The sequence below is a fragment of the Leisingera sp. ABM4_101 genome (assembly GCF_056158725.1).
This window is the reverse complement of sequence record NZ_JBSWTV010000002.1, coordinates 1,836,095-1,860,447: the sequence shown is the minus strand read 5'-3', so window position 1 is coordinate 1,860,447 and position 24,353 is coordinate 1,836,095. Positions and strand designations below refer to the sequence as shown.

The 24,353-nt window shown below is 62.6% G+C and carries 21 protein-coding genes; 8 read left to right on the top strand and 13 right to left on the bottom strand.

All coding sequences use genetic code 11. From position 1 onward, the window contains the following. Positions 1–16 precede the first annotated feature (16 nt). From ACXAEK_RS10180 to ACXAEK_RS10165, 4 genes are all read left to right on the top strand, one after another. Positions 17–1,051, top strand: coding sequence for a TRAP transporter substrate-binding protein (locus ACXAEK_RS10180; protein WP_475041659.1), 1,035 nt, complete (start codon positions 17–19; stop codon positions 1,049–1,051). A gap of 115 nt (positions 1,052–1,166) precedes the next feature. Further along, entirely contained in the window at positions 1,167–2,519 is a 1,353-nt protein-coding gene (locus ACXAEK_RS10175) for a glutamine synthetase family protein (protein WP_475041657.1), read from the top strand. 89 nt (positions 2,520–2,608) lie between these two features. Next, positions 2,609–3,991 (top strand): aldehyde dehydrogenase family protein, encoded by a 1,383-nt coding sequence (locus tag ACXAEK_RS10170; protein WP_475039287.1) that lies wholly within the window; start codon positions 2,609–2,611, stop codon positions 3,989–3,991. Positions 3,992–4,056: 65 nt separating this feature from the next. Further along, positions 4,057–5,202: an iron-containing alcohol dehydrogenase gene (locus ACXAEK_RS10165; RefSeq protein ID WP_475041655.1), complete on the top strand. Its 1,146-nt coding sequence runs from the start codon at positions 4,057–4,059 to the stop codon at positions 5,200–5,202. 64 nt (positions 5,203–5,266) lie between these two features. On the opposite strand, the gene ACXAEK_RS10160 is transcribed toward ACXAEK_RS10165, so the two are convergent. Together ACXAEK_RS10160 and ACXAEK_RS10155 are read right to left on the bottom strand one after the other, a co-directional pair. Beyond that, a complete protein-coding gene (locus tag ACXAEK_RS10160; protein WP_475041653.1) occupies positions 5,267–5,482 on the bottom strand; it encodes a hypothetical protein in 216 nt (71 codons plus the stop codon). Positions 5,483–5,618: 136 nt separating this feature from the next. After that, positions 5,619–6,623, bottom strand: coding sequence for a LacI family DNA-binding transcriptional regulator (locus tag ACXAEK_RS10155; protein WP_475041651.1), 1,005 nt, complete (start codon positions 6,621–6,623; stop codon positions 5,619–5,621). 150 nt (positions 6,624–6,773) lie between these two features. On the opposite strand from ACXAEK_RS10155, the gene gap reads away from it, so the two are divergent. Next, positions 6,774–7,802 (top strand): type I glyceraldehyde-3-phosphate dehydrogenase, encoded by a 1,029-nt coding sequence (gene gap / locus ACXAEK_RS10150; protein ID WP_475041649.1) that lies wholly within the window; start codon positions 6,774–6,776, stop codon positions 7,800–7,802. A 235-nt stretch (positions 7,803–8,037) separates the two neighbouring features. Next, a complete protein-coding gene (locus tag ACXAEK_RS10145; protein WP_475041648.1) occupies positions 8,038–9,108 on the top strand; it encodes an Mrp/NBP35 family ATP-binding protein in 1,071 nt (356 codons plus the stop codon). Between the two features lie 222 nt (positions 9,109–9,330). Here ACXAEK_RS10145 and ACXAEK_RS10140 read toward each other — a convergent pair whose 3' ends face one another. The 5 genes from ACXAEK_RS10140 to phnC form a co-directional block, all read right to left on the bottom strand. Beyond that, positions 9,331–9,945, bottom strand: a complete 615-nt coding sequence (locus ACXAEK_RS10140; protein WP_475041646.1) for an LbetaH domain-containing protein — start codon at positions 9,943–9,945, stop codon at positions 9,331–9,333. A 32-nt stretch (positions 9,946–9,977) separates the two neighbouring features. Continuing rightward, a complete protein-coding gene (gene phnE / locus ACXAEK_RS10135) occupies positions 9,978–11,354 on the bottom strand; it encodes a phosphonate ABC transporter, permease protein PhnE (RefSeq protein ID WP_475041644.1) in 1,377 nt (458 codons plus the stop codon). Next, a complete protein-coding gene (phnE, locus tag ACXAEK_RS10130) occupies positions 11,351–12,220 on the bottom strand; it encodes a phosphonate ABC transporter, permease protein PhnE (RefSeq protein ID WP_475041642.1) in 870 nt (289 codons plus the stop codon). Before phnE (ACXAEK_RS10130) ends, phnE (ACXAEK_RS10135) begins: the two co-directional genes overlap by 4 nt. A 114-nt stretch (positions 12,221–12,334) precedes the next feature. Continuing rightward, complete coding sequence (phnD, locus tag ACXAEK_RS10125) at positions 12,335–13,237, bottom strand: phosphonate ABC transporter substrate-binding protein (RefSeq protein ID WP_475041640.1); 903 nt, start codon at positions 13,235–13,237, stop codon at positions 12,335–12,337. Positions 13,238–13,301: 64 nt separating this feature from the next. Further along, positions 13,302–14,120, bottom strand: coding sequence for a phosphonate ABC transporter ATP-binding protein (gene phnC / locus ACXAEK_RS10120; RefSeq protein ID WP_475041639.1), 819 nt, complete (start codon positions 14,118–14,120; stop codon positions 13,302–13,304). A 216-nt stretch (positions 14,121–14,336) separates the two neighbouring features. Between phnC and rpe the strand changes: the two genes are divergently transcribed. Then, entirely contained in the window at positions 14,337–15,026 is a 690-nt protein-coding gene (gene rpe, locus ACXAEK_RS10115; RefSeq protein WP_039174918.1) for a ribulose-phosphate 3-epimerase, read from the top strand. A gap of 182 nt (positions 15,027–15,208) precedes the next feature. On the opposite strand, the gene ACXAEK_RS10110 is transcribed toward rpe, so the two are convergent. The 6 genes from ACXAEK_RS10110 to ACXAEK_RS10085 all read right to left on the bottom strand — a co-directional run bounded on the left by ACXAEK_RS10110 (position 15,209) and on the right by ACXAEK_RS10085 (position 23,392). After that, positions 15,209–17,299, bottom strand: coding sequence for a 3-hydroxyacyl-CoA dehydrogenase NAD-binding domain-containing protein (locus ACXAEK_RS10110; RefSeq protein ID WP_475041638.1), 2,091 nt, complete (start codon positions 17,297–17,299; stop codon positions 15,209–15,211). Positions 17,300–17,529: 230 nt separating this feature from the next. Then, the gene (locus ACXAEK_RS10105; RefSeq protein WP_475041636.1) at positions 17,530–18,762 is read right to left on the bottom strand and encodes a Tm-1-like ATP-binding domain-containing protein; all 1,233 of its coding nucleotides are present in this window, start codon (positions 18,760–18,762) and stop codon (positions 17,530–17,532) included. A 103-nt stretch (positions 18,763–18,865) separates the two neighbouring features. Continuing rightward, entirely contained in the window at positions 18,866–20,308 is a 1,443-nt protein-coding gene (locus ACXAEK_RS10100) for an aldehyde dehydrogenase (RefSeq protein WP_475045244.1), read from the bottom strand. Then, complete coding sequence (locus ACXAEK_RS10095; protein ID WP_475041634.1) at positions 20,215–21,834, bottom strand: tripartite tricarboxylate transporter permease; 1,620 nt, start codon at positions 21,832–21,834, stop codon at positions 20,215–20,217. Before ACXAEK_RS10095 ends, ACXAEK_RS10100 begins: the two co-directional genes overlap by 94 nt. Positions 21,835–21,843: 9 nt before the next feature. Continuing rightward, positions 21,844–22,374 carry a tripartite tricarboxylate transporter TctB family protein gene (locus tag ACXAEK_RS10090; RefSeq protein WP_475041633.1) on the bottom strand — a complete coding sequence of 177 codons (531 nt, stop codon included), beginning with the start codon at positions 22,372–22,374 and terminating at the stop codon, positions 21,844–21,846. A gap of 70 nt (positions 22,375–22,444) precedes the next feature. Next, complete coding sequence (locus ACXAEK_RS10085; protein ID WP_475041631.1) at positions 22,445–23,392, bottom strand: tripartite tricarboxylate transporter substrate binding protein; 948 nt, start codon at positions 23,390–23,392, stop codon at positions 22,445–22,447. Between the two features lie 161 nt (positions 23,393–23,553). Here ACXAEK_RS10085 and ACXAEK_RS10080 point away from each other — a divergent pair, with 161 nt between their 5' ends. Further along, entirely contained in the window at positions 23,554–24,333 is a 780-nt protein-coding gene (locus ACXAEK_RS10080) for an IclR family transcriptional regulator (RefSeq protein ID WP_475041629.1), read from the top strand. The last annotated feature ends 20 nt before the right edge of the window (positions 24,334–24,353 follow it).

The following is a 24,353-nucleotide window of genomic DNA, read 5'->3' as shown; positions in this document are numbered from 1 at the left end:
AACAAGGAGTGAAATTATGACGACAAGACGTAAGTTTCTGCAGTCCGCCGGCGTTGGCGCCATGGCGGCACCTCTGGCCACCCCGGCGCTGGCACAATCCACCATCAAATGGCGGATGCAGACCTATGCCGGCGCGGCCCTGGCTGAACACGTGGTGAAACCCGCCATCGACATGTTCAACAAGATCGCCGGCGACCGGATGCAGATCGAACTCTTCTATGCAGACCAGCTGGTCCCCACCGGCGAGCTGTTCCGCGCCATGCAGCGCGGCACCATCGATGCCGTGCAATCCGATGACGACTCGATGGCCTCCCCGACCGAGGTCACCGTATTCGGCGGCTACTTCCCCTTTGCCTCCCGCTACTCGCTGGACGTGCCGGTGCTGTTCAACCAGTACGGCCTGAATGAGATCTGGGACGCAGAATACTCCAAGGTCGGCGTCAAGCACATCTCGGCCGGCGCCTGGGACCCTTGCCATTTTGCCACCAAGGACCCGATCAACTCGCTGGCGGACCTGAAGGGCAAGCGCGTCTTCACCTTCCCCACCGCGGGCCGCTTCCTGGCGCAGTTCGGCGTGGTGCCGGTCACCCTGCCCTGGGAAGACATCGAGGTCGCAGTGCAGACCGGCGAGCTGGACGGGATCGCCTGGTCCGGCATCACCGAAGACTACACCGTCGGCTGGGCGGATGTCACCGACTACTTCCTGACCAACAACATCTCCGGCGCTTGGGCGGGATCCTTCTTTGCCAACCAGGGCCGCTGGAACGAGCTGCCGGAAGACCTGCAGACCCTGTTCCGCGTCTGCTGCGACCAGTCGCATTACTACCGCCAGTGGTGGTACTGGGGCGGCGAAGCGTCCTTGCGTGTGAACGGCGACAAGATGAAGCTGACCACCATTCCGGACAACGAATGGCAGCAGGTCGAAGACGCGGCGGTGAAGTTCTGGGACGAGATCGCAGCCGAGTCCGAAACCAAGGCGAAGGTTGTGGAGATCTTCAAGAAGTATAACGCTGACATGCAGAAAGCCGGCCGCCCCTACCGCTACAGCTGACGCACCGGTTGAAAACGGAATTTGGCCTGCGCCGCAGCGGGCCAAATTCCTTACCCTAGGAATTTGCCAAAATTTTTGTGCAAAAGTTTTGCGCGCAACAGACAAAGGGCCGCTCATGCTCTCCTTCGACACACTTAAAGGCCAGGTTTCGGATGGCACCGTTGATACGGTTCTGGTTTGCCTTGTTGACATGCAGGGCCGCCTGATGGGCAAGCGCTTCCACGCCAAGCATTTTGTTGCCGGGGCCTGGGAGGAGACGCATTGCTGCAATTACCTCTTGGCGACGGATCTGGAGATGGCGACGCCGGACGGCTATGTCTCGACCTCTTGGGAGCGGGGCTATGGCGATTATGTGATGAAGCCCGACCTCTCCACCCTGCGCCCTGTGCCGTGGCTGGAGGGCACGGTGATGGTGCTCTGCGACGTGCTCGATCACCACACCCACGAGGAAGTCTCCCACTCCCCCCGCGCGATCCTGAAGCGGCAGGTGAACCGCCTGAAGGCGATGGGCTATGAGGCGATGTGCGCCACCGAGCTGGAGTTTTTCCTGTTCGAGAAAAGCTTTGACGAGATCCGCCGCTCAGGCTTCCGCGACCTGGCGCCGATCTCCGGCTACAACGAGGATTACTCCATCCTGCAGACCAGCCGCGAGGAGCATGTGATGCGCCCCATCCGCAACCACCTGTGGGATGCGGGCCTGCCGGTCGAGAACTCCAAGGGCGAGGCGGAGACCGGCCAGGAGGAGCTCAATATCAAATACGCCCCGGCGATGGCGACGGCGGAGTACCACACCATTGCCAAACATGGCGTCAAGGAGATTGCGGAGCAACAGGGCCATGCGGTGACCTTCCTGCCGAAGTGGAGCCACGAAAAGGTCGGCTCCTCCTCCCATGTGCACCAGTCGCTGTGGCAGGACGGCAAGCCTGCGTTCTTTGACGAAACGGACGAGCTGGGCATGTCCGCCCTGATGAAGAATTACATGGCCGGATTGCTGAAATACGCGCCCGACTACACCGCCTTCATGGCGCCTTATATCAACAGCTACAAACGCTTCATGAAGGGCACCTTTGCGCCCACACGCATCATCTGGTCGGTGGACAACCGCACTGCGGGCTACCGCTTGTGCGGGGATGGAACCAAGGCGATCCGGGTGGAGTGCCGGATCCCGGGCTCTGACATGAACCCCTATCTGGCGATGGCGGGCATGCTGGCGGCGGGCATTGCGGGCATCGAGGAAGGGCTGGAGCTGCAGCCCCCCGCCAAGGGCGATGTCTACCAGGGCGACAGCGGCATGATCCCCGGCACATTGCGCGATGCGGCGGCGGCGCTGAAGGGCTCGGGCATGCTGCGCAAGGCGATGGGCGATGAGGTGGTGGACCACTACGTCCGCGCGGCGGAAGTGGAGATCGAGGATTTCGACCGGGTGGTCACAGACTACGAGATTGCGCGCGGGTTCGAGCGGGCGTGAGCCGGACACGCCGGGGCGCTGCCCCGGACCCCGGGATATTTCTGGCAAGAGGAAGAGGGCGATGCCCTTCCTGAATGGAGTGAATGGCAATGGGCCAGGTATTGAAATGCATCTCGCCGGTTGACGGATCGGTCTTTGCGGAGCGCGAGGTGCTCTCGCGCGAGGACGCCTTTGCGGCAGCGGAGCGGGCGCGGGCGGCGCAAGCGGCTTGGGCGGCGCGGCCGCTGCAGGAGCGCATCGAGCTGGTGATGGCGGGTGTGGCTGCTGTTGGCGCGATGAATGATGAGATCGTGCCGGAGCTGGCGCGGATGATGGGCCGGCCGGTGCGCTATGGCGGCGAGTTCGGCGGCTTCAATGAGCGTGCCAGCCATATGGCCAAGATCGCCGAAGAGGCGCTGGCGGATATCGAGGTGGGCGAGGACGGGACCTTTAAACGCTATATCAAGCGCCTGCCGCATGGGGTGGTGTTTGTGGTGGCGCCCTGGAACTACCCCTATATGACCGCGGTCAACACCGTGGCGCCTGCGCTGATTGCTGGCAATGCGGTGGTGCTGAAACACGCCACCCAGACGCTCTTGGCGGGCGAGCGGATGGCGCAGGCATTCCATTCCGCGGGCGTGCCTCAGGATGTGTTCCAGAATGTGTTTCTGGACCATGGCACCACCTCGGAGCTGATTGCGGCACGTGCGTTCAACTTCGTGAACTTCACCGGCTCGGTCGGCGGCGGCCAGGCGATGGAACGCGCCGCGGCGGGCACTTTCACCGGCGTCGGCACCGAGCTGGGCGGCAAGGATCCGGGCTATGTGATGGAAGACGCCGACCTGGATGCGGCGGTGGACACGCTGATCGACGGCGCCATGTTCAACTCCGGCCAGTGCTGCTGCGGCATCGAGCGGATCTATGTGCATGAAAGCCTCTATGATGCCTTCCTGGAGAAGGCCATTGCCATTGTGAAGGGCTACAAGCTGGGCAACCCGCTGGATGAAGCGACCACCATCGGCCCGATGGCCAATGTGCGCTTTGCCGAAGAGGTACGCGGCCAGATTGCCGAGGCCGTTGAGGCGGGCGCGGTGGCCCATATCGAGCCCTTCGCCGAGGATGACGGCGGCGCTTACCTGACGCCGCAGATCCTGACCAATGTGACCCACGATATGCGAGTGATGCGCGAGGAAAGCTTTGGTCCGGTGGTGGGCATCATGAAGGTGTCCTCCGACGCTGAAGCCATCCAGCTGATGAACGACAGCGACTTCGGCCTCACCGCTTCGCTCTGGACTGCGGACGTGGAGCGGGCGCAAGCCGTGGGGGACCGGATCGAGACCGGCACCGTCTTCATGAACCGCGCCGATTACCTGGATCCCGGCCTGTGCTGGACCGGCTGCAAGGATACGGGGCGCGGCGGCGGCCTCTCGGTCATCGGCTATCACAATCTGACCCGTCCGAAGTCCTATCACCTGAAAAAGGTCACCGGCTGACGGACGGATTCGCCCGCCCCGGCGTCTCCTCCCCGGGGCGGGCCTTAGCATCAAAGGAACACGATATGTCTCTCGTTGGAAACTGGTCCTACCCGACCGCAATCAAGTTCGGCGCTGGCCGGATCAAGGAACTGGCGGACGCCTGTGCTTCCGCCGGCATCAAGAAGCCGCTGCTGGTCACCGACAAGGGTCTGGCCGACCTGCCGGTCACCCAATCGGCCCTGGATATCATGGAGGCCGCGGGCCTGGGCCGGGCGATGTTCTCCGAGGTCGACCCCAATCCGAATGAAAAGAACCTGGAGGCCGGCGTTGCCGCCTATAACGCGGGCGGCCATGACGGGGTGATCGCCTTTGGCGGCGGCTCCGGCCTGGATCTGGGCAAGATGGTGGCCTTCATGGCGGGACAGACCCGCCCCGTGTGGGATTTTGAGGACATCGGCGACTGGTGGACCCGCGCCGATGCCGATGCCATCGCGCCGATCATCGCGGTGCCGACCACTGCCGGAACCGGCTCCGAAGTCGGCCGCGCCAGCGTGATCACCGATAGCGTCACCCACCAGAAGAAGATCATCTTCCACCCCAAGGTGCTGCCCGCCGTGGTGATCTGCGATCCCGAACTGACCGTCGGCATGCCCAAGTTCATCACCGCAGGCACCGGGCTGGACGCCTTTGCCCATTGTGTCGAGGCGTTTTCCTCACCCCATTACCACCCGATGTCCCAGGGCATCGCACTGGAGGGCATGCGGCTGGTCAAACACTACCTGCCGCGCGCCTATGCGGATGGGACGGACATCGAGGCCCGCGCCCAGATGATGTCGGCGGCGGCAATGGGCGCCACCGCCTTCCAGAAAGGCCTCGGCGCAATCCACGCGATGAGCCATCCCATCGGCGCCCATTTCAACACCCACCACGGTACCACCAACGCGGTCTGCATGCCCGCCGTTCTTGAGTTCAACGCGCCGGCGATTGCGGACCGTTTCACCATGGCGGCGGCTTACCTGGGAATTGCGGGCGGCTTTGACGGCTTCCGGCGCTTCGTGCAGGAGCTGAACAACTCCTTGAGCATCCCACGCGGTCTCTCGGAGCTGGGTGTCACTGAGGCTGCCGTCCCCGAACTGGTCAAGGGCGCCATCACCGACCCCTCCTGCGGTGGCAACCCCATTGAGCTGACCGAAGAGAACCTCACCCAGCTGTTCAAAGCTGCAATGTGAGGAACAAGCCTTTTGCCAGGCTGCAGCGCTCTCCGTCCTGCGGGGAGCGCTTTTTCATGCAGCGTCAGCCGCTGACGTAGACCTTGTCCTTGGGGTAATAAAAAATCTTCTGATTGTGCAGGCGGCCCAGCAGTTCGTGGACGCGGCGCAATGTTTCCTCCGCGCTGCTGCCAGGGACAGGCTGGCTCTCAGACAAGCTGTCCCTAGTGGTCTGCAGAGCGGTTTCGATCAGTTCCATGTCCTCAACGGACAGTTCGAACATGTCGTTATACTGGGGCATCTCGGCTCCTTTTCCGGCTGGCTTGACTGGACTGGCTGTCCACAGGCTGCCCCACGGGGCGCCGCAAAGCTACTGAAAACCGTTCTGCTGCCTATTGCCTTCGCCGGAAACAGCTGCCGCATTCACCAGCACCGGGCTATAGAGTTTCCCCTAAGCTGATCGCAGGTGTCAGACGGTCGAAAACCAGCCTCTCTGCCCCGCGGGTTTCCCGTGATTTCAGGATGATCCGCGCCGCACGCTCTCCGATTTCATGGCGGCAGGCATCGGTGGTCGCCAGTTGTAGCGGCAGCCCCTGCAAAATTTGCAGGTTGTTGAAGCCTGCCAGCGCAATATCGCCGGGAACCGACAGTCCCGCGACCAAACAATGCATCAGCCCGCCCACGCTCATCACATCGCTGGAATAGTAAATGCAATCAAGGTCCGGGCTGCGCGCAAGCATCTGTGACGTCAGCTGGCGGCCGGTCTGGATCGAGCTTTCGCCGGAATAATGTTCCAGGTCGGCAAGTGCCACACCTTGCGCTGCCAGTCCGTCCGTGAAGCCGTCAAACCGTTTCCGGGCGCGGAAATCCTGCGGCATCTTGGTTCCGATAAAACCGATCCTGCGGTAGCCGCCTACCAGGATCTGCTCTGCCATATCGCGGCCAGCCTGCAGATGTGAAATGCCAATGCAGTGCCGCACCGGATCACCATCCACATCCATCACCTCAACCACCGGGCAATCGGCCTGCTGCAGCATGCGCCGTGTAGCCTCCGTATGCTCCAGCCCGGCAACGATCAGTCCCGAGGGCCGCCAGCTGAGCATTTCACGGATGACACTTTCTTCTTCCTCCAGATCATAACCCGACACCCCGACCACCGGCTTCAAAGGGCTGTCTTTCAAGACAGCAGAAATACCCGAGAGCACCTCGGGGAAGACGAAGCTGTTGAGCGAGGGCACCACCACTGCCACCAGGTTGACCGATTGCGAGGACAAGGACCCGGCAATCCGATTCGGCACGTAGCCATGGGTGCGGGCAATTTCCTCGATCTTCGCCTTGGTCTTGGCGGAGACATCCGGGGCGCCGCGCAGCGCGCGGGAGGCGGTCATTTCGCTCACTCCCGCCAGTTTCGCGACGTCTTTCAGCAGCAGTTTCTTCGTCATGCACCCATGCTCTTGCAGTTTGCTGGCCGCTGCAAGGGGCCGCTGGCGGGCGCGGGGGTTGATTTAGCCTACCGTTATCGATATCGGTACCGGTATCGAAATCGTTATCGCTACCGGATTCACTTCCGGTGCAACAGCCGGAGATCAGAGATGACACTGAAGATTGCAATCAACGGCTTCGGGCGGATTGGCCGCGGGGTGCTGCGGGCGCTGCTGGAAAGCGATGCCAAGGATATCGAGGTGGTGGCCATCAACGACCTTTCGCCCCCGGAGACTCTTGTGCACCTGCTGAAATACGACAGCGTTCACGGACGCCTGAAGACACCCGTGTTTTTGGCCGATAACTTGATCCGCGTCGGTCCTCACAGCATCCGTCTGAGTGCGATACGCAACCCGGAAGATTTGCCCTGGCAGGATGTTGACATCGCCTATGAGTGCACGGGCCTGTTTACTGCCCGCGCACAGGCAGCGCGGCATCTTCAGAACGGCTCCAGGCGGGTGCTGATCTCCGCCCCCGGCAAGGATGCCGACCGCACGGTGGTCTATGGCGTCAACCACATGGATCTGGCAGCGGAAGACCTGATCGTCTCCAACGCCTCCTGCACCACCAACTGCCTGGCGCCGCTGGCCAAGGTGCTGGACGACGCCTTTGGCATCAAGACCGGCTACATGACCACAATCCACGCCTATACCGGCGACCAGCCGACCCATGACACCAGCCACGAGGATCTCTACCGCGCCCGTGCAGCCTCACTGTCCATGATCCCCACCTCCACTGGTGCGGCCCGGGCGATCTCCGAGGTCCTGCCGCATCTGAAGGGCCGGCTGGAAGGCTCTGCCATCCGGGTTCCCACCGCCAATGTCTCCGTTGTGGATCTGAGCTTTGTGCCTGAGCGACCTGCCACGGTTGAAGCTGTCAACGGCGCGGTCAAGGCAGCCGCCGGAAACGGTCTGGAGGGGGTTCTGTCCTACGAGGAGGATCCGCTGGTCTCTGTCGACTTCAACCACGACCCCCACTCCAGCTGCTTTGCTGCTGCCCAGACCTCCGTTACCGCCAACGGGCTGGTGCGTGTTGTCAGCTGGTATGACAACGAATGGGGATTCTCCAACCGGATGCTGGACACTGGCCGCCGCATCGGCACTGTGATGAATGCTGCCGAGGTCGCGCTGGCCAGCTGACTGGATCCTCCCGCCCGTCCTCGGCCCCGCGGGCCTCCTCCCGTTGGGCCCAGCGCCGCTCTGAAGCGCGGCGCTGCAGCGTTTGCCGCAAGGCCTTTGGCCCTCAACAAGGCCAGCCGGCAAAAAAGCTGACTCCAGGATGCGCTAAATCAAACTCCCGTCCGGGTACCGCTGGCATGACCCGCTGAATTGCGCCAGAAATAGCGCAAGACATGACCAGCTACAGGAGACCGGCGTGACCGTCACCCGTGAAACCGTCCTCGAGGCGCTCAAATCCATCACCGATCCCGTCAGCGGCGGCGACATCGTCAGCGCAGGCATCGCCCGCGCGGTGACCGTCGACGGCAGCACCGTCCGCTTTGTGCTGGAGATCGATCCCGGAAAGTCCGAAGCATACGGCCCGGTACGCGACAAGGCCGACGCAGCCGTCGCAGCGCTGCCGGGGGTGGAGAAGGTCTCTGCCATGCTGACCGCCCATTCGGAAAAGGCGCCGCCGGACCTGAAGCCAAAGACAACTGCCCAGCCCCAGCAGCAAGCGCCGCAGAAAGTGCCAGGCGTGGCACGGATCCTCGCCGTAGCCTCGGGCAAGGGCGGCGTCGGCAAATCCACCGTCTCGGCCAACATCGCCTGCGCCTTGGCGATGCAAGGGCGCAAGGTGGGCCTGCTGGATGCCGATGTCTATGGCCCGTCTCAGCCCAAGATGCTGGGCGTCAGCGGCCGCCCCGCGAGCCCGGACGGCAAGACCATCCTGCCTCTGCGCAACCATGGCGTCACTATGATGTCGATGGGGCTTATGACCGGCGAGGATCAGGCTGTGATCTGGCGCGGACCGATGCTGATGGGCGCTTTGCAGCAAATGCTTCTGCAAGTGCAATGGGGCGAGCTGGACGTGCTGATCGTCGACCTGCCGCCGGGTACCGGCGACGTGCAGATGACGCTGGCGCAAAAAACTCATGTGGACGGCGCCATCGTGGTCTCCACCCCGCAAGACGTGGCGTTGATCGACGCGCGCAAGGGCATCGACATGTTCCGCAAGATGAACGTGCCAGTCTTGGGCATGATCGAGAACATGTCCACTCACATCTGCTCCAACTGCGGCCATGAGGAACACGTATTCGGCCATGGCGGCGTGGCGCAGGAAGCGCAAAAGCTAGACGTGCCGCTGCTTGGCGAAGTGCCGCTGCACCTGGACGTGCGGCTGGCCGGCGACAACGGCACCCCAATCGTGGCAGCCGAGCCCGGCAGCCCCCAGGCCAAGGTCTTCCTAGACATTGCCACCCAACTGGTCGACGCAGGCGCCGCCTGACCTCTGCCAGCCCCGGGTCAAGGGCCGCAAAACGGCGGCGCGCAGCGCTTTTTGCCCTTGAGGCGGGGCTGGCAGACCTGAGAATAGAACTGGCGCTTCAGGGCACACCTGCCCCTGAAGCGCTTCTCAGCAGACTGAATTCGCCGCGCAGCGGCGCCACGCCCAACTGTGAGGCACATTCTTCGAATGTGCAGCAGCAGGCGGGAGTATTTGCATTCCGGATCAAGAGTACTTTTCCAGGAACGCTTCTGCCCGCAATATGCGGAAATCCGGCAGCGCGGTGCGCAGCGCATCGTGGCTCCAGTTCCACCAGGCCAGGTCCATCATCTGCTCGGCAACCGCTTCAGGATAACGGCGGCGGATCACCTTGGCGGTGTTGCCGCCAACGACCGTGTAAGGCGCTACATCCTTGGTCACTACCGCGCCTGAGGCCACAACAGCGCCATGCCCGATGGTCACCTCTGGCTTGATCATCGCCCCATGGCCGATCCAGGTGTCATGTCCGATACTGGCAGTACGCCCGGCGCGGCGGTCAAACCACTCCGCGTCATCTTCCGCATCATCCCAGTAGCTTGCCGAACGGTAGAGAAAGTGGTGCAGAGAAGCTTTCTCCATCGGGTGGTCAGAGGCGCCGATCCGCACGAAGCTGGCAATATTGGCAAACCTGCCGATCTCTGCGTTGGCAATGTCACAGATCCGGTCGCAATAGCTGTAGTCGCCGAGCACCGCGTTTGCCACCCGGCTGCCGGCCCCAATCTCCACATAGGCACCTAAACTACTGCCAGTGATCGTGCAGTCCGGGTGGATGAGCGGCGCCTCGCCCTGTAAACGAGCCATGAGCTGTCCTATTGTTGAAATCCGAAACCGGGTCAGGGCAGCAGAAAGGCTTCGCCCTCTGCTTTCCGCGGCTTGCGCTTGGCCTTGCCGCCCTCGCCCTCGCCCTTGATCAGGCGGCGGCGCAGCCAGCCGGAGAACCAGTCCATCAGCATCACCATCAGAATTATCAAGGTAATGTAATAGGCCACCTCCTCCCAGTCCTTCTGGGTGATGATCGCCTGGGTCAGCAACAACCCGATGCCGCCACCGGTGATCGCGCCGATTATGGTCGCCGACCGTGTGTTTGACTCGAGAAAATACAGGAGCTGGCTCAGCAGAACCGGCGTAATCTGCGGGATTACCCCGAAGCGGTAGCGTTGCACCGGCTTGGCTCCGGTTGAGGCCGCCCCCTCGATCTGCTTCTGGTCAACGTTCTCCAGCGCCTCGGAGAAGATCTTGCCAAAGGTGCCGGTATCGGTCACCAAAATCGCCAGCGCGCCGGTCAGCGGACCGGGGCCAAAGGCCCGCGCCAGCACCACCGTCCAGATCAGCGAATCGACGCCACGCACAAAGTCGAAGAGGCGGCGCATGGCAAAGCGGATGCTGCGCAGGGGCATGAAGTTTCGGGTCGCCAAAAAGGCCAGCGGCAGCGCAATGATGCCCGCACCAATAGTACCCAGGAAGGCCATCAGCAGGGTCTCAGCAATGGCCCAGGCCACATCCTGATGGCGCCACATCTTGTTGGTCCAGAACTCCTGGAAGATTGCACCACCCTCGCTGGTGGCAGCGCGCTGCAGAAGTTCCCCTGCCCCCATGCCGTAATACGGGCTGTCGAGGGTAAAGAAGAACAGCTCCCATCCCGCGAAATAGCGGAAAACTTCCGCCCGGTCGCGGGTCACGGTCAGGCGCCCGGCCTCCGTGGTTATGGCCAGGCGGTTCTTCGAAACGCTGATCCATTCCGGCACATCACCGGCAGGCAGTTCCGCTTGCACGCCCGCGCCGCGGCTCGGGCTGGCCCGCACAGTGCCATAGCCGGGGATCACGTATGCGATGGCCTCCGGGCCGAAGGTGACCCTATGCCCGCCCTCCAGATCAATGACTGTGGTCTCGCCCAGGGCTACCCACTCCGGTGACATGCCATCGGGATAGGCCGCCTTGCGCTCGCCCTCAATCGCCACCGACACCTCACCGCTGCGGTTGTCGCGGGTGACATGGGTCTTGTAACTGTAGCTGTCGCTGACCAGGGTCTTGGCGTTGTCCAGGCTGGCACGCTCCCACAGGCCGGCCATGTCAAAGGCTACAAGAACATAGGCCAGATAGGCCAGCACCGCAGCGGGCAGGGCAAAGTTCATCAGCCGCTTCCTGAGGAACAGCCGAGAAATGTCATACTTCAGGTCCGACGGCGTCAGGGTGGTGTCAAAAGTGGTCATGCCTTCGCTCCATTGGTCAGGCGGTCACGCAAGAGGCCGGACAGCTGGTCAACGGCCACGATGGTGACAAACAGAAGAAGGAAGATCGCGGCGGCCTCGTCGTAGCGCCCCTGCCCCCAGGACATGGCGTTCTTCAGCTCATAGCCGATGCCGCCCGCACCGACAAAGCCAAGGATGGCAGAGGCCCGGATATTGATCTCAAACCGCAGCAGCGCATAGCTCACATAATTCGGGCCGACCTGCGGAATGACCCCCAGTGTCATCCGCTGCGCCCATGTGGCCCCGACCGAGGTGAGGCCCTCAACCGGTTTCAGGGAGGCATTCTCGTTCACCTCGGAAAACAGCTTCCCCAGCGCGCCGGCGGTGTGGATGGCGATGGCGATCATCGCTGGCACCGGCCCGCCGCCCAAGACAAAGATCAGCACCAGCGCAATGACGATTTCCGGTATGGCCCGGCAGATGTCGCTGATGCGGCGGAACAGCGGGATCAGCATAGGCCAGGGCGCCATGCCACGGGTCGCCAGCAGTGACAGCAGGGTGCCAAACACGGCCCCAATCAGGGTCGAGGCGGCGGCGATGTTCAACGTCTCCACCAGTGCCGGAAAGAAATGCACCACATGCCCCGGCAGCTGCGCGGCCTTTTCGGCGGCTTCCGCAAGAACCTCGGACGGGTAATCAAAGATGCGGGTGAACCCGTCGGCAAAGGAGCCTGCATTGCGCGCATCCGCAGTGCGGAACCCCGCGGCCATCAGCGCCACAAAAACCGCCAGAAGGATACCGCCATAGAGCCGCTTGCGCTGGGTATGAGCAGTGTAGTGCCGCCGGATGTCCTCGATGCCCGGCCGGGCGGCTGTTAAATCTGCCATTTGGGTTTCCTGGTCTTCAAATGATGCCCGATGCAACTGCTATCGGGAAATTACGGAGTTCCAGTGCACGCCCGGAACCCCGCAGAGCACAGTTGAATAAGTCCTGGGCTGAAATTACTCGGACTTCAGTTTCCGGGCTTCGATGATGACCTCATAGGCGTCATGGGTGATCGGCATCAGGCCTTTGGATTCGCCGCCCAGCACGTTATACATGCAGTCCGGGTCGATGGAGTTCATCGAGGCCAGCAATCCGGTCATCTTGACCTTCACATCTTCGGGCAGCTCGGTGCGCAGCACAAACGGGCCTTCCGGGATCGGTGCGGATTTCCAGATTTCGACCATGTCGTTCATGTCGACCAGGCCTGCATCAACCGCACGACGCAGCGCGCCGGAGTTGTAGCCGTCTTCCCACTCACCCAGGCCGTCCGCCCAGGTCACGCCGCCCTGCACATCGCCATTGGCAACCGCAACGATGGTCTGCTCATGCCCGCCGGTAAATTTCACTTCACCGAAGTAGTCGCCGGAGTCCATGGTGGCTCCGGTCACCTGCGGGATTTCGATCGAGGGGATCAGGTAGCCCGAGGTGGAGTTCGGGTCGCCGAAACCGAAGGTCTTGCCCTTAAGATCCGCCAGCGAGGCAACTCCGCTGTCCTTGCGGGCAAATCCGATGGAATAGTAGCCATAGCCGCCATCACTGTTGACCTTGACCAGAACCGGTTCAACCGCTTCAGGATCTGACAGATAGGTCTTGGCATAGCCAGAGGCACCCAGCCACGCCATGTCGATGGTGCCGCCCAAAAGGCCCTGGATCACGCCATTATAGTCGGCAGGGGCAAACAGCTTGGTCTCGACACCCAGCAGCTCCTCGCTCTGTTCACGCAGACACTCCTGCTTGCTCAAACGGTCCTGAGCGTTTTCGCCGCCCAGAATACCGATGCGGAATTCCTTGATCTCTTCTGCCGCAACAGGGGCAGTCAGCGCAGTGGTTGCCAGAACGGCAGCAATCAGTTTCTTCATCTCATGTCTCTCCGGTTGGGTCCCGGCAGAGCAGCCCGCCGGGTCGATGAATTCAGGTTCGGGCTTACTCAGCGGGAATGGCGGAGCGCATCGCGTCCGTCTTTTCCAGCCTTTCGATCTCGGTTGAGGTGGCGGCCTCGGAAAATTCCTCTCCGGCGCCGTAGATCTCCCGGGCCACACCGGTGGTCAGCTGCTCCGGCAGCCCGTCAAAGACGATGCGCCCGTCGCGCATCCCGACCACCCGGTCGCAATAGCGGCGCGCGGTGTCCAGCGTATGCAGGTTGGCAATCACGGTGCGCCCGTCTTCCTCGTGGATGCGGCGCAGTGCCTCCATCACGGTTTGGGCGTTCATCGGGTCCAGCGAGGCAATCGGCTCATCCGCCAGAATGATTTTCGGGTTCTGCATCAGCGCCCGGGCAATCGCCACCCGTTGCTGCTGACCGCCCGACAGCGCCTCCGCCCGCTTTGCCGCATGTTCGGCAATGCCGAGGCGGTCGAGGATGTCGATCGCCGTGTGAATATCAGCCATTGGGTACAGGTTGAACAGCGTCGCCATCGCATTGCGGCGGTTCAACGTGCCGTGCAGAACGTTGGACACCACATCCATCCGCGGCACCAGGTTGAACTGCTGGAAAATCATCGCGCACTCGGACTGCCAGGCGCGCTTGTCCCTGCCCTTCAGGCCGGTGATTTCGCGGTCCTTGAAAAGGATGCGCCCACTGCTGGCGTCCTCCAGCCGGTTCAGCATCCGCAGCAAGGTGGATTTGCCTGCGCCGGAGCGGCCAATGATGCCGATCATGCAGGGCTTGTCGATGTCCAGCGTGGCGGTATCCACCGCGATCTTACCGCCGAAACGTTTGGTCAGTTTGTCAATGCGCAGCACCGGGGCGCTCCCTTCTCGTTCCGGGATTGCCTAGCCGCCCTGCTCAAAGCTCATGTGTCACTGCCGTGAAAGTTTTGTAACGCGGCCCGGCGCAACCCGAAGGCGCGGCACTCAAGGAAACGGACCCGCTGCGCAATCTGCCCCCTGTGCACAGCGGTCCGGACAGTCTATACGGCCTGCGACTCCTCATTTCCCTTTGCAAAAGGAAGCTGCCAGATGTCCTTTGACCGCAAGATCAAGATTGCGCCCTCCATCCTGTCTGCCGATTTCGCCAACTTTGGCCAGGAGATCCAGGCGATCGAATCCCAAGGCGCAGACTGGGTGCATGTGGATGTGATGGATGGGCATTTCGTGCCGAACCTCACCTTCGGTCCGCAAGCCGTGAAGGCGTTCCGCCCGCATGTGAAAACCGTGATGGACGTGCACCTGATGATCGCGCCGGTCGATCCCTATATCGACGCCTATGCCGATGCCGGTGCCGATGTGCTAACCGCCCATATTGAGGCAGGCCCGCACATCCACCGCACCCTGCAGGCGATCCGCGGGGCGGGTATGAAAGCAGGCGTCGCGCTGAACCCCGGAACCCCGGCTGAGGCGGTGGAACATTTGCTGGACCTGACAGACCTTGTCTGCGTGATGACCGTGAACCCGGGCTTTGGCGGCCAGAAGTTCATCGACATGACCGCCAAAATCCGCCGCCTGCGTTCGATGATCGGCGACCGTCCTGTGCATATCGAGATCGACGGCGGTGTCGACCCCACCACCGCGCCGCTGGTGGCCGAAGCCGGCGCCGACGTGCTGGTCGCAGGCTCCGCAGTGTTCAAGGGAGGCTCGGTCAACACTCCGGAAGTCTACGGCGAGAACATCCGCAAGATCCGTGCCTCGACCGAAGGCACCTGGACCTGAGCACCGGCCTCTCCCGCCAATCGCCGGGCGCATCCAAGATGCGCTGCTCTTGTTGGGCCAGGCGCCGCGCGTTCCGCGCGGCGCTTTTTCGTGCTACGGTCAGCGTTTGCGTGCCCAGCCCGGCAAAGCCGGGCCGCGTCCTGATGGCCCTCGACGGGCCGGAAGGGCGCCTGCCCGCCAGTTCAGCTGCTTTTGTTCAGTGAGTCGAAGGTTTTGCCCTCAGCGACCAGCTTCTCAAGCAGCGGCGCGGGCTGCCAGAAGAACCCGTCCTCAACCGCATAGGTCTTGATATCGGCCAGGATGCCATCCAGCCCCTGCAGATCCGCCCATTTCAGCGGCCCGCCCCAGAAGCGGGGGAAGCCATAGCCGAACAGCATCACCATATCCACATCCAGCGGGCGCCGGGCGATGCCTTCGCCCACCACCTTGGCGGCCTCGTTGACCATAGCGCACATATAGCGGCGCAACACCTCCGCGTCGGAGAACTCCCGCGGGGTCACACCCTGCTGCTCCTGATCCTTGGAAATCAGCTCCGCCACCTCCGGGTTCGGCACGCCGCCGCGCTTGCCTGCCTCATAGACATAGAATCCCTTGCCGGTCTTCTGGCCGAAATCGCCGCCCTCGCAGAGCAGCTCGTAGAACCGCGGCACCCGCTCGCGCGGATCCCGCGTCGGCGCACGGCGCTTGCGGGCGGCCCAATTGATATCCAGCCCGGCAAGATCCCCCATTGCAAACGGCCCCATGGGGAAACCGAAAGTGGTCACCACCTTGTCCACCTGGTAGGGCGACGCCCCATCCAGCACCACATATTCCGCCGCCTTGCGGTAGGCGTTCATGATCCGGTTGCCGATGAATCCGTCACAGATGCCAGAGCGCACAGCGACCTTCTTCAACCGCTTGCCCAGGGCAAAGCCGGTGGCCAGAACTTCCGGCGCAGTCTTCTCCGCCACCACAACTTCCAAAAGCTTCATCACATGCGCGGGCGAGAAAAAATGCAACCCAATCACATCCTGCGGGCGGGAAGTTGCCGCGGCGATCTCATCCACATCCAGATAGGAGGTATTGGTCGCCAGCACCGCCCCCGGCTTGCAATGCGCGTCAAGCTTGCCAAAAACCTCACGCTTGACGCCCATGTCCTCGAACACGGCCTCGACCACCAGATCCACCTGGCCCAGCGCGGCATAGTCCGTGGACACGGTCAGTGCCTCGCCGGTCAGCTGATCATATTGCGCCTGGGTGATCTTGCCCCGTTTCAGGGCCCCCTGCAGATTACCCTCGATCCGGCCGCGCGCTGCAGCAACCCCCTCTTCGGTCATTTCGACCAACACCACCAGCAATCCAGCCAGCAGCGCTGCAGTGGCGATGCCCGCGCCCATGGTGCCGCCTCCGATCACCCCCATGGCGGAAACGTCCCGCGGTTCAACGCCTTCCAGTTCCGGCAGCTTGCTGACCGCCCGCTCCGAGAAGAAGGCATGGATCAGCCCCTGCCGCTGATCCGATTCCATCAGCTCAGTGAACAGCGCGCGTTCGCGCTTGAGCCCGGCTTCAAAGCTCTCAGCCTCTACCGCCGCCTGCACCGCCCGCACGGCCGTCGCCGGAGACAGCTGGCCGCGGCCTTTCTTCAGCGTCGCCTCATAGGCTGCATCAAAATCCACCGCTTCCGGCGCAGGCATTTCCCCAACAGCCCGGCGCGGCGCGCCGGCATCCAGCAGTTCCTGCGCATACGTCAGGCCGATTTCACGCGGCTCGCCCTCTTCGATGCGGTCGATGATACCCTTGTCCAGCGCCTCCGCCGCGCTGATGTGGCGGCCCGTGGTAATCATCTCCAACGCCACCTCAGACCCGGACAGACGCGGCAGCCGCTGGGTGCCGCCAGCCCCGGGCAGGATGCCCAGGTTGACCTCCGGCAGCCCCATCTTGGCCGAAGGCACCGCAATCCGGTAATGCGACGACAAGGCCACCTCCAGCCCGCCGCCCAGCGCAGTGCCGTGCATGGCAGAAACCACGAGCAGCGGCGAGGCTTCGATCCGGTTGCACAGGCCCGGCAGCCAAGGTTCCTGCGGCGGTTTGCCGAATTCGCGGATATCGGCGCCAGCAAAATATGTCCTGCCTTCACCGTAGATCAGCACCGCCTTGGCACCCTCCACTTCAGCACGCTCAACCCCGGCCAGCAGCCCCTTGCGCACATCAATGCCCAGTGCGTTCACAGGCGGGTTCTGCGCCTTCAGAACGGCAATATCGCCGACGCGCTCATATGCAATGGCTTCACTCATCCGGTTTTCCTCTCTCTTCCGCGGCGGCAGTGCCTGCGCCTGGCTCCCAACAGATTAGGCACAGCAGCCGAACCGGCGCCAAGCCCCAATGGCAGCAGAAAAACCGCAAACCCCGCGTCGCGGTGCCCACAGCCTCAGGCCGCCTGTCATGCTGGCGGTTACGTAACAGAAACCGATGTAAATGGAAACTTTTTGAAACACCTTATCAGGCAAACCAGCAATGTGGCCTATCAGCTGGCTTCGACCACTCCGCTGCTGATCCAGCCATCCAGGATTTCCAAGACCTTGGCAGAGAACTCTGCATCATTGATATGGCAGTCCAACTCATGCAGCTGAGCATTCCCCGGGCAGCCGCGCCGCATTTCATCACAAAAGACCCCCAGCCCCTCCGCATCATACAGTGGAGCGCCGGGGCGGTCCCATTCGTTGCAGCCGCCAGCCGGCAGCAACAGCGCCACCGGAGCTTGCGCAGAAGAGAGCTTGCCGCAGATCGCCTGCGCCACCTGCCGCCTTTCCCCCGCTTCCAGCATGGCAGAGGTCAGCAGCCGGTTGTGGGCATGTGTCTCCCGGTCTCGCAGCTGTGTCGGCGTCTCCTGCCAGCCCACAAAATCCACCAGATCGTAGCAGCCCGGCGCCACCATCTGCGGCGTGCCGGATTTCCCGGCATTGGTCATCCGGTCCGCCCCAGCCGAAAGCCCGCCGAACAGGTGGTTCGAAACCTCTTGCGGGGCAAAATCCATCACCGCGGCAAATGCGCCCTCCGCCGCCAGGCTCTCAAATGCGCGCCCGCCCATTCCGGTGGCGTGGAACACCGCCACTTCGAACCCGCGGTCCTCCAAGGCGGGTTTCAGCGCCACCATATAACGCAGCACGGTCTTACCGAAGGAGGTCATGCCAATCAGCGGCCGGCCGCGTTTGGGCGGCTCCACTGCCCGCGCAGCCCCCAGCACCGCACCGGCTGCCTGGCTGAGCGACGCCTTGCAGATCGAGTTGAGACCGTAAAGCCCGCCCGCCCAAAGGATCATCTGCACATCGGCCGGCATCCGCTCCGGAGGCATCAGCGGTGAAAACGCAACGGTGGAGACTATGTACTTGGGCACCCCCACCGGCAGGGCCGCGCACATGTCCAGCGCCAGATCCGTGCCCATAGTGCCGCCCAGCACGATCACGCCATCAATGCGGCCCGCACGGTACAGCTCCAGAGCCTTGGCAGCAGCCCCCGCACCCATGATCTGCATGGCAGTATTCTCGTCACCGGAGTCGATTGCCGCCTGGATCGAACTGCCCCCGGCCTCAGCCACCTCATGCTTGCTGACATCTGTTGGCTGGCTGGGATCGCCCAGCACGCTCACATCCATTGTCAGCACATAGCCGCCCTGACCGCGGATCACCTCTGCCAGATATCCCAGCTCATCGTCCTTGGTGTCATAGGTTCCGGCAACCAGGATCGTTTTGCTCGTCATATTCCGTTCTCCCTGCGGCCTGCGCCCTGAAGCACATAAGCCCTTTCATCTTTCCCCAAATACTCCCGCCGGAGGCCGCAGGTTTTGCCTCGCAAAACCTGCTTTACAGTTGGATCCACGCGGTCTTCAGGTCGGTATATTTGTCCAGCGCATGCAGCGATTTGTCATGCCCATTTCCGGACTGGCCGACGCCGCCCAGCGGTACAGTGTTGTCTGAACCACCATAGGTGTTCACATGCACAACGCCTGCCCGGATACCCGCCACCATCCGGTGGGCTCGGGACAGATTTGCGGTCCACACTCCTGCGGCAAGGCCATAGTCGGTGGCGTTAGCAAGGCTCAGCGCTTCTTCCTCGGTTTCGAAACTTGTCACTGCCAGCACCGGCCCGAAGACCTCGCGCTGGAACAGTGCGTGATCGCGGGCCACATGGGTGACGATGGCCGGCGCCATATAGGTGCCGCCGGTCTCTTCCAGAATGCGCGTGCCCCCGGTAATCACCTGCCCGCCCTCAGCCCGCGCCATATCCATGAAAGACAGGTTCTGGCGCAGCTGAGTTTCGGAGTTCACAGCACCAACCTGCGTGCCTAGATCCAGCGGATCGCCAACCCGCAGCGCTTCGGTCTCGGCCTTCAGCATTTCCACGAATTCGTCGTGAATGGAGGCTTCGACCAGCAGCCGCGAGCCTGCCACGCAGACCTGGCCCGAATTGCGGAAAATACCTGCAGCCGACACTTTGGCCGCCTTGGCCAGATCCGGTGCATCCGCAAAGACGATGTTCGGAGACTTGCCGCCCAGTTCCAGATAGCAACGCTTGAGGTTTGAGCGCGCCGAGGCTTCCAGCAGCTTGCGGCCAGTCGCACCGGAGCCGGTGAAGGCGAGTACATCCACATCGTTTGACATCGCCAGTGCCGCACCGGCCTCGGCGCCGGAGCCAGTCACCACGTTCAGCACCCCGTCCGGCAATCCGCATTCGGAACAGATCTCTGCCAGCCTGAGCAGCGTCAGCGAAGCGGTCTCAGCAGGCTTCAGCACAACCGAGTTCCCCATTGCCAGCGCAGGCGCGAGCTTCCAGGCGCCGATCATCAGCGGGAAGTTCCAGGGCACGATGGCGCCCACCACCCCCACCGGCATCCGGTGAACCAGCCCCAGCACATCCGGTGCGGTTGGCGCGACCTCTCCGGCCACCTTGTCCAGCGCCTCGGCGTAATAGCGGAAGGTGCCCGCCGCCGATCCTGGCTCGGCCTTCAGCGCCATGTTGAATTCGGTACCGTTGTCGCGCACACCCAGCACTGCCAACTCAACCGCCTCGGCCTCGATCCGGTCCGCAATCCTGTGCAACACCTGCTTCCGTGCGGCGGGGCTCTGTCCCGCCCAGCGGCAGTCCGCAAACGCCCGCCGCGCCGACGCCACAGCGTTTTCGACATCTGCTGCAGAGGCGCCTGCCAGTGTCGTCAGAACAGATCCGTCAACCGGCGAAGCAACTTCGAGTGTCTGGCCCGAACCTTCTTTCCATGATCCTTCAAGAAAGAGTTTCTGCGGCGCCACATCAAGCTGCCGAAGCTTGTCGATGCGCTGTTGGTCTGCCATTCGGCCTCCTTCAGTTCTTTCCGGTCCTTCAGCACCCGCAGGATATGGACCGCCAGAACGATGATGATGATGCAAAACAGGATGAACGCCACCGGACGGTCAATGAAATCAAGGGGTTCCTTCACCCGCGCCATGCCCGCGCGCAGCTTGACCTCCATGATGCCGCCCAGGACCATGCCCAGAATGATCGGCACGGAGGGCAGCGACAGGCGCTTCAGCACGTAGCCGAGGATGCCGAAGGCTGCAGCCATCACGCAATCGGTAGCGGAGTTGCGCAAGCTGTAGACCCCGACGAAGCTGAGCGTCAGGATGCAGACGCCGAGGAAGCGGTTGGGGATGCGCACCACCTGGATCAGCGATTTGGTAGCAAAGAGCAGGAAGACAAGAACCAGGACATTCAGCACCAGCAGCGCAAGGTACAGCGCGACGACAAAATCCATGTCGTTCTGGAACAGCCCCGGCCCCGGCACCACGTTGTGCACGTAGAAGACCGAGAGCATCATCGCCGTCAGCGCCTCGCCCGGGATGCCCAGCGCCAAGAGCGGAACCATGGCGGCGGCGGGCACGGCGTTGTTGGCGGTTTCTGCCGCGATCAGCCCTTCGGAGGAACCATTGCCAAAGTCCTGCGGCCGTTTCGAGGTCTTCTGCGCATAGGTGTATGACATGAACTGGGCGGTGAATTCGCCAACGCCGGGGATCATCCCCATCAGCACGCCGAAAGATGCGGAAACGCCAGCCACGCGGGGGTGGCGGGCCAGCTCGCGCAGCCCCTGGAACATGCCGCCGCGCAGGCGGGTCAAGCGCACCTTCTCATCCTCGTCCGTCAGCAGCACAAAGGCCTGGGAAATGGCGAACAGGCCCAGCACCACCACGATCAGGTTAATGCCGCCGCCCAGGAAGTCCTGACCGAATGTGTAGCGCTGGGTGTATTTCACCGGCTCCAGGCCGATGGTCTGCAGGAAGATCCCGAAACAGGCCAAGGCGCCGGCAACCAGTGCCTGGCCTCGGTGGGCGACAACCACCAGGATAAGGCCCAACAACGCCGCCAGGAAGATCTCGCGCGAGCCGAACATCGGCGCGACCTTGGCCAGCACCGGCGCAAACAGGATCAGGCAGATGACCGAGAAGATGCCGCCGAAGAAACTGGCGGAGTAAGCAAGGCTCAAGGCCCTGCGCGGCTCTCCCCGCGCGGTCATCGGGTAACCGTCATAGGTGGTGAGCGCATTGACCGCGGTGCCGGGCGTGTTGATCAGGATCGCCGGGATAGAGCCGCCGTACATGGACGATCCGTAGATCCCCAAGAGGACCGTGAGGCCGACAATCGGGTCCATCGAGAAGGTTGCGGGCAGCAGGATCGCAATGGCAACGGCGGGGCCGACGCCAGGGATAGCGCCGATCAGCACGCCGCCGACCGAGCCCGCTAGCAGCGCCAGCGCCACGTCCCAGCGCATCAGGATGTCAATTGCAGAGAGGATCAGATCCATGACAGGCGCTCAGAGGTAGAGAATGAAGAAGCTGCGCAAAGCGCCGGGCAGATACTCATAGACCAGCGCGCCCGGGATCTTGACCGACAGGAAGCCCTTGAACAGCACCACGACAATGATGGCAAAGGCAACGCCTGCCCAAAGCATGAAGCGGCTGCGGTAGCCCATCCGCCGGCACAGAAGCGGCACGAACGCCATCGTTACAGGCAGGTAGCCGATAATAGGCACCAGCAGGACGTAGCCCATGAACCAGCCTGCAAATTCGAACACCTGCCCCCAGCGTTTCACTTCCCACAGGTCATAACGGCTGACCCGCCGCCAAGGCAGTTTGTAGAGATGCAGGCCGCCCATCAGCGCCATGCCGCCAATGGCGACGGCAGGCCAGAACCGGGGCTGGGCAAACAGCTTGGTCTTCTTGACCCAAGCGGTCTGGTCACCGATCAGGGCCAGCAGCAGCAGCGCCGTGCCCAACAGGATGAGGCCAAAGACCAGCTGTCCGCGCCGCGGCCCGGCAAAGCGGTGTTCACGTTCCGAAGGCATAAGAGGAGTTCTTTGTCCGCGCGAGTGAAAAGGCACCGGGGCCAGTCACGGCCCCAGTGCAGGGGGAGATTTACTCAGACAGCAGACCACCGATGCGGGCCATGGTGCCGATATCATTGGCGACACGGGCCGCACTGTCGTCCGCGCTTTGCCAATAGACCAGCGCGCCGGTTTCCTTGGCGACGTTCTGGGCACGTTCACTCATCACGGTCTTCTCTGCGACGGCAATGATCTTGTCGCGCACGTCCTGCGGCGTGTCCTTGGTCACAAAGAGACCGTTCCACAAAGCGATGTTCAGGCTCGCATCCAGCTCGCCGATGGTCGGCGCATCAGGCGCCAGCGGAATGCGCTCATCGGTGATCGAGACCAGCACTTTGACCTGATCCAGGCAGGGCAGCACCAGCTGCAGCGTGGTGTTAATCACATCCGCGTCGCCGGAGGCTAGCGTGTTGCAGTCCAAGGCGTCAAAGGCCGCGTCCGAGCCCCACTCAAAGCCGGCGTTCTTGGCATAAGCCTTGGTCACCTGAGTCGGGGTCAGCACATCACCAAAGTGCCCCAGCGCCACGTCGTTTTCCTTGGCATAGGCCGCCAGTTCTTCCATCGTGCTGTAGGGCGCATCGCCGGACGTGGCGATCACGAAGGGATAGGTCAGGAAAATCCCCAGCGGGTCGAATTTTTCAGGCGTCAGCGGCGGGATGTCGATCTGGTGGCCCATCACCGGCACGCCGATCACGAAAGAGCCGATGGTGTAGCCATCGCTGGGCGCATTGGCGACCTCGATCGCACCCGGGAACGGCCCGCCGCCGCCGCCCGGCTTGTTCACCACTGCAGCCGCGACGCCGTATTCGTTCTGGAAGTCCTCTGCGATCATCCGGGTCAGCACATCCTCCAAATCACCCGGAGGCCAGGGCACGATGAAATTCACCGGCTTCTCCGGATATTCGGCCTGCGCGGCAACCGCGCTCAGCCCCAAAGCCGCGGCTGCAACCGCACCTTTCATCAGGGTCTTGAGTTTCATGGCTTTCCTCCCAGCTTTTTAGATCGGTTCATTATTCGAACCATTGGTTTGAATTTAGATTGACAGTCCACCCCGTTATCTGTCAACAAAATTGCATCACGGGTGCGCCTTTTTCGAAGATAGCCGCCCGCAAGGACGACACAGGGAGCACAGGCAAGCGCATGGGAACTGTATCCAAAGCCTTGTCATTACTGACATATTTCAACCACGGCAGGACCGGAATCGGGCTGAGCGACCTCACGCGCCTGTCCGGCATGAATAAGGCAACCGTCTACCGGATGATGACCGAGCTGCAGGAATTGGGCTTTGTCGAACAGACCGATGGCGACCGGATGTACCGGCTTGGCCCGCAGGTTCTGCGGCTTGCCGCCCTGCGCGAGGCAGCGGTGCCAATTCTCTCGGTTTCGCGCCGGGTGCTGCGCGATCTGAGCGATGAGACAGGCGAAACCACCCACCTTTCGCTTTTGCAGGGCAGCCAGCTGAATTCGCTGTCGCATGCCTACTCGCCGCGCCATGCCACCAAAGTGATGATGGAAGATGCAGAGGTGCTGACCTACCACGGCACCAGCTCCGGGCTTGCCGTGCTCGCCTATGCCGACCCCGGATTTGTCGACGGCGTGCTGGCCCAGCCGCTGCAAGCCCACACCACGGAAACCGTCACCGACCCGCTGCAGATCCGCATTCAGATTGCCGAGATCCGCGATACAGGCATGGCCCAGTCGATCGGCGGTTTTGAGGCCGATGTGCACTCCCACGCGGTGCCGGTCTTCGGCCCCGACCGCCAGGTAATCGGCGCGCTGGCCGTGGCGGCTCCTGTCTCACGCATGAGCCCCGAACAGAAGCAATTGATCCCGGCAGCCCTGCGCCGCGCGGGTGCCACCCTCACCCATCGTATCGGCGGCTCTGCCCCCGCGGACTACCCGCAGGACGATACCGCCTGACTTCCCCTTCTCCAGCCCCA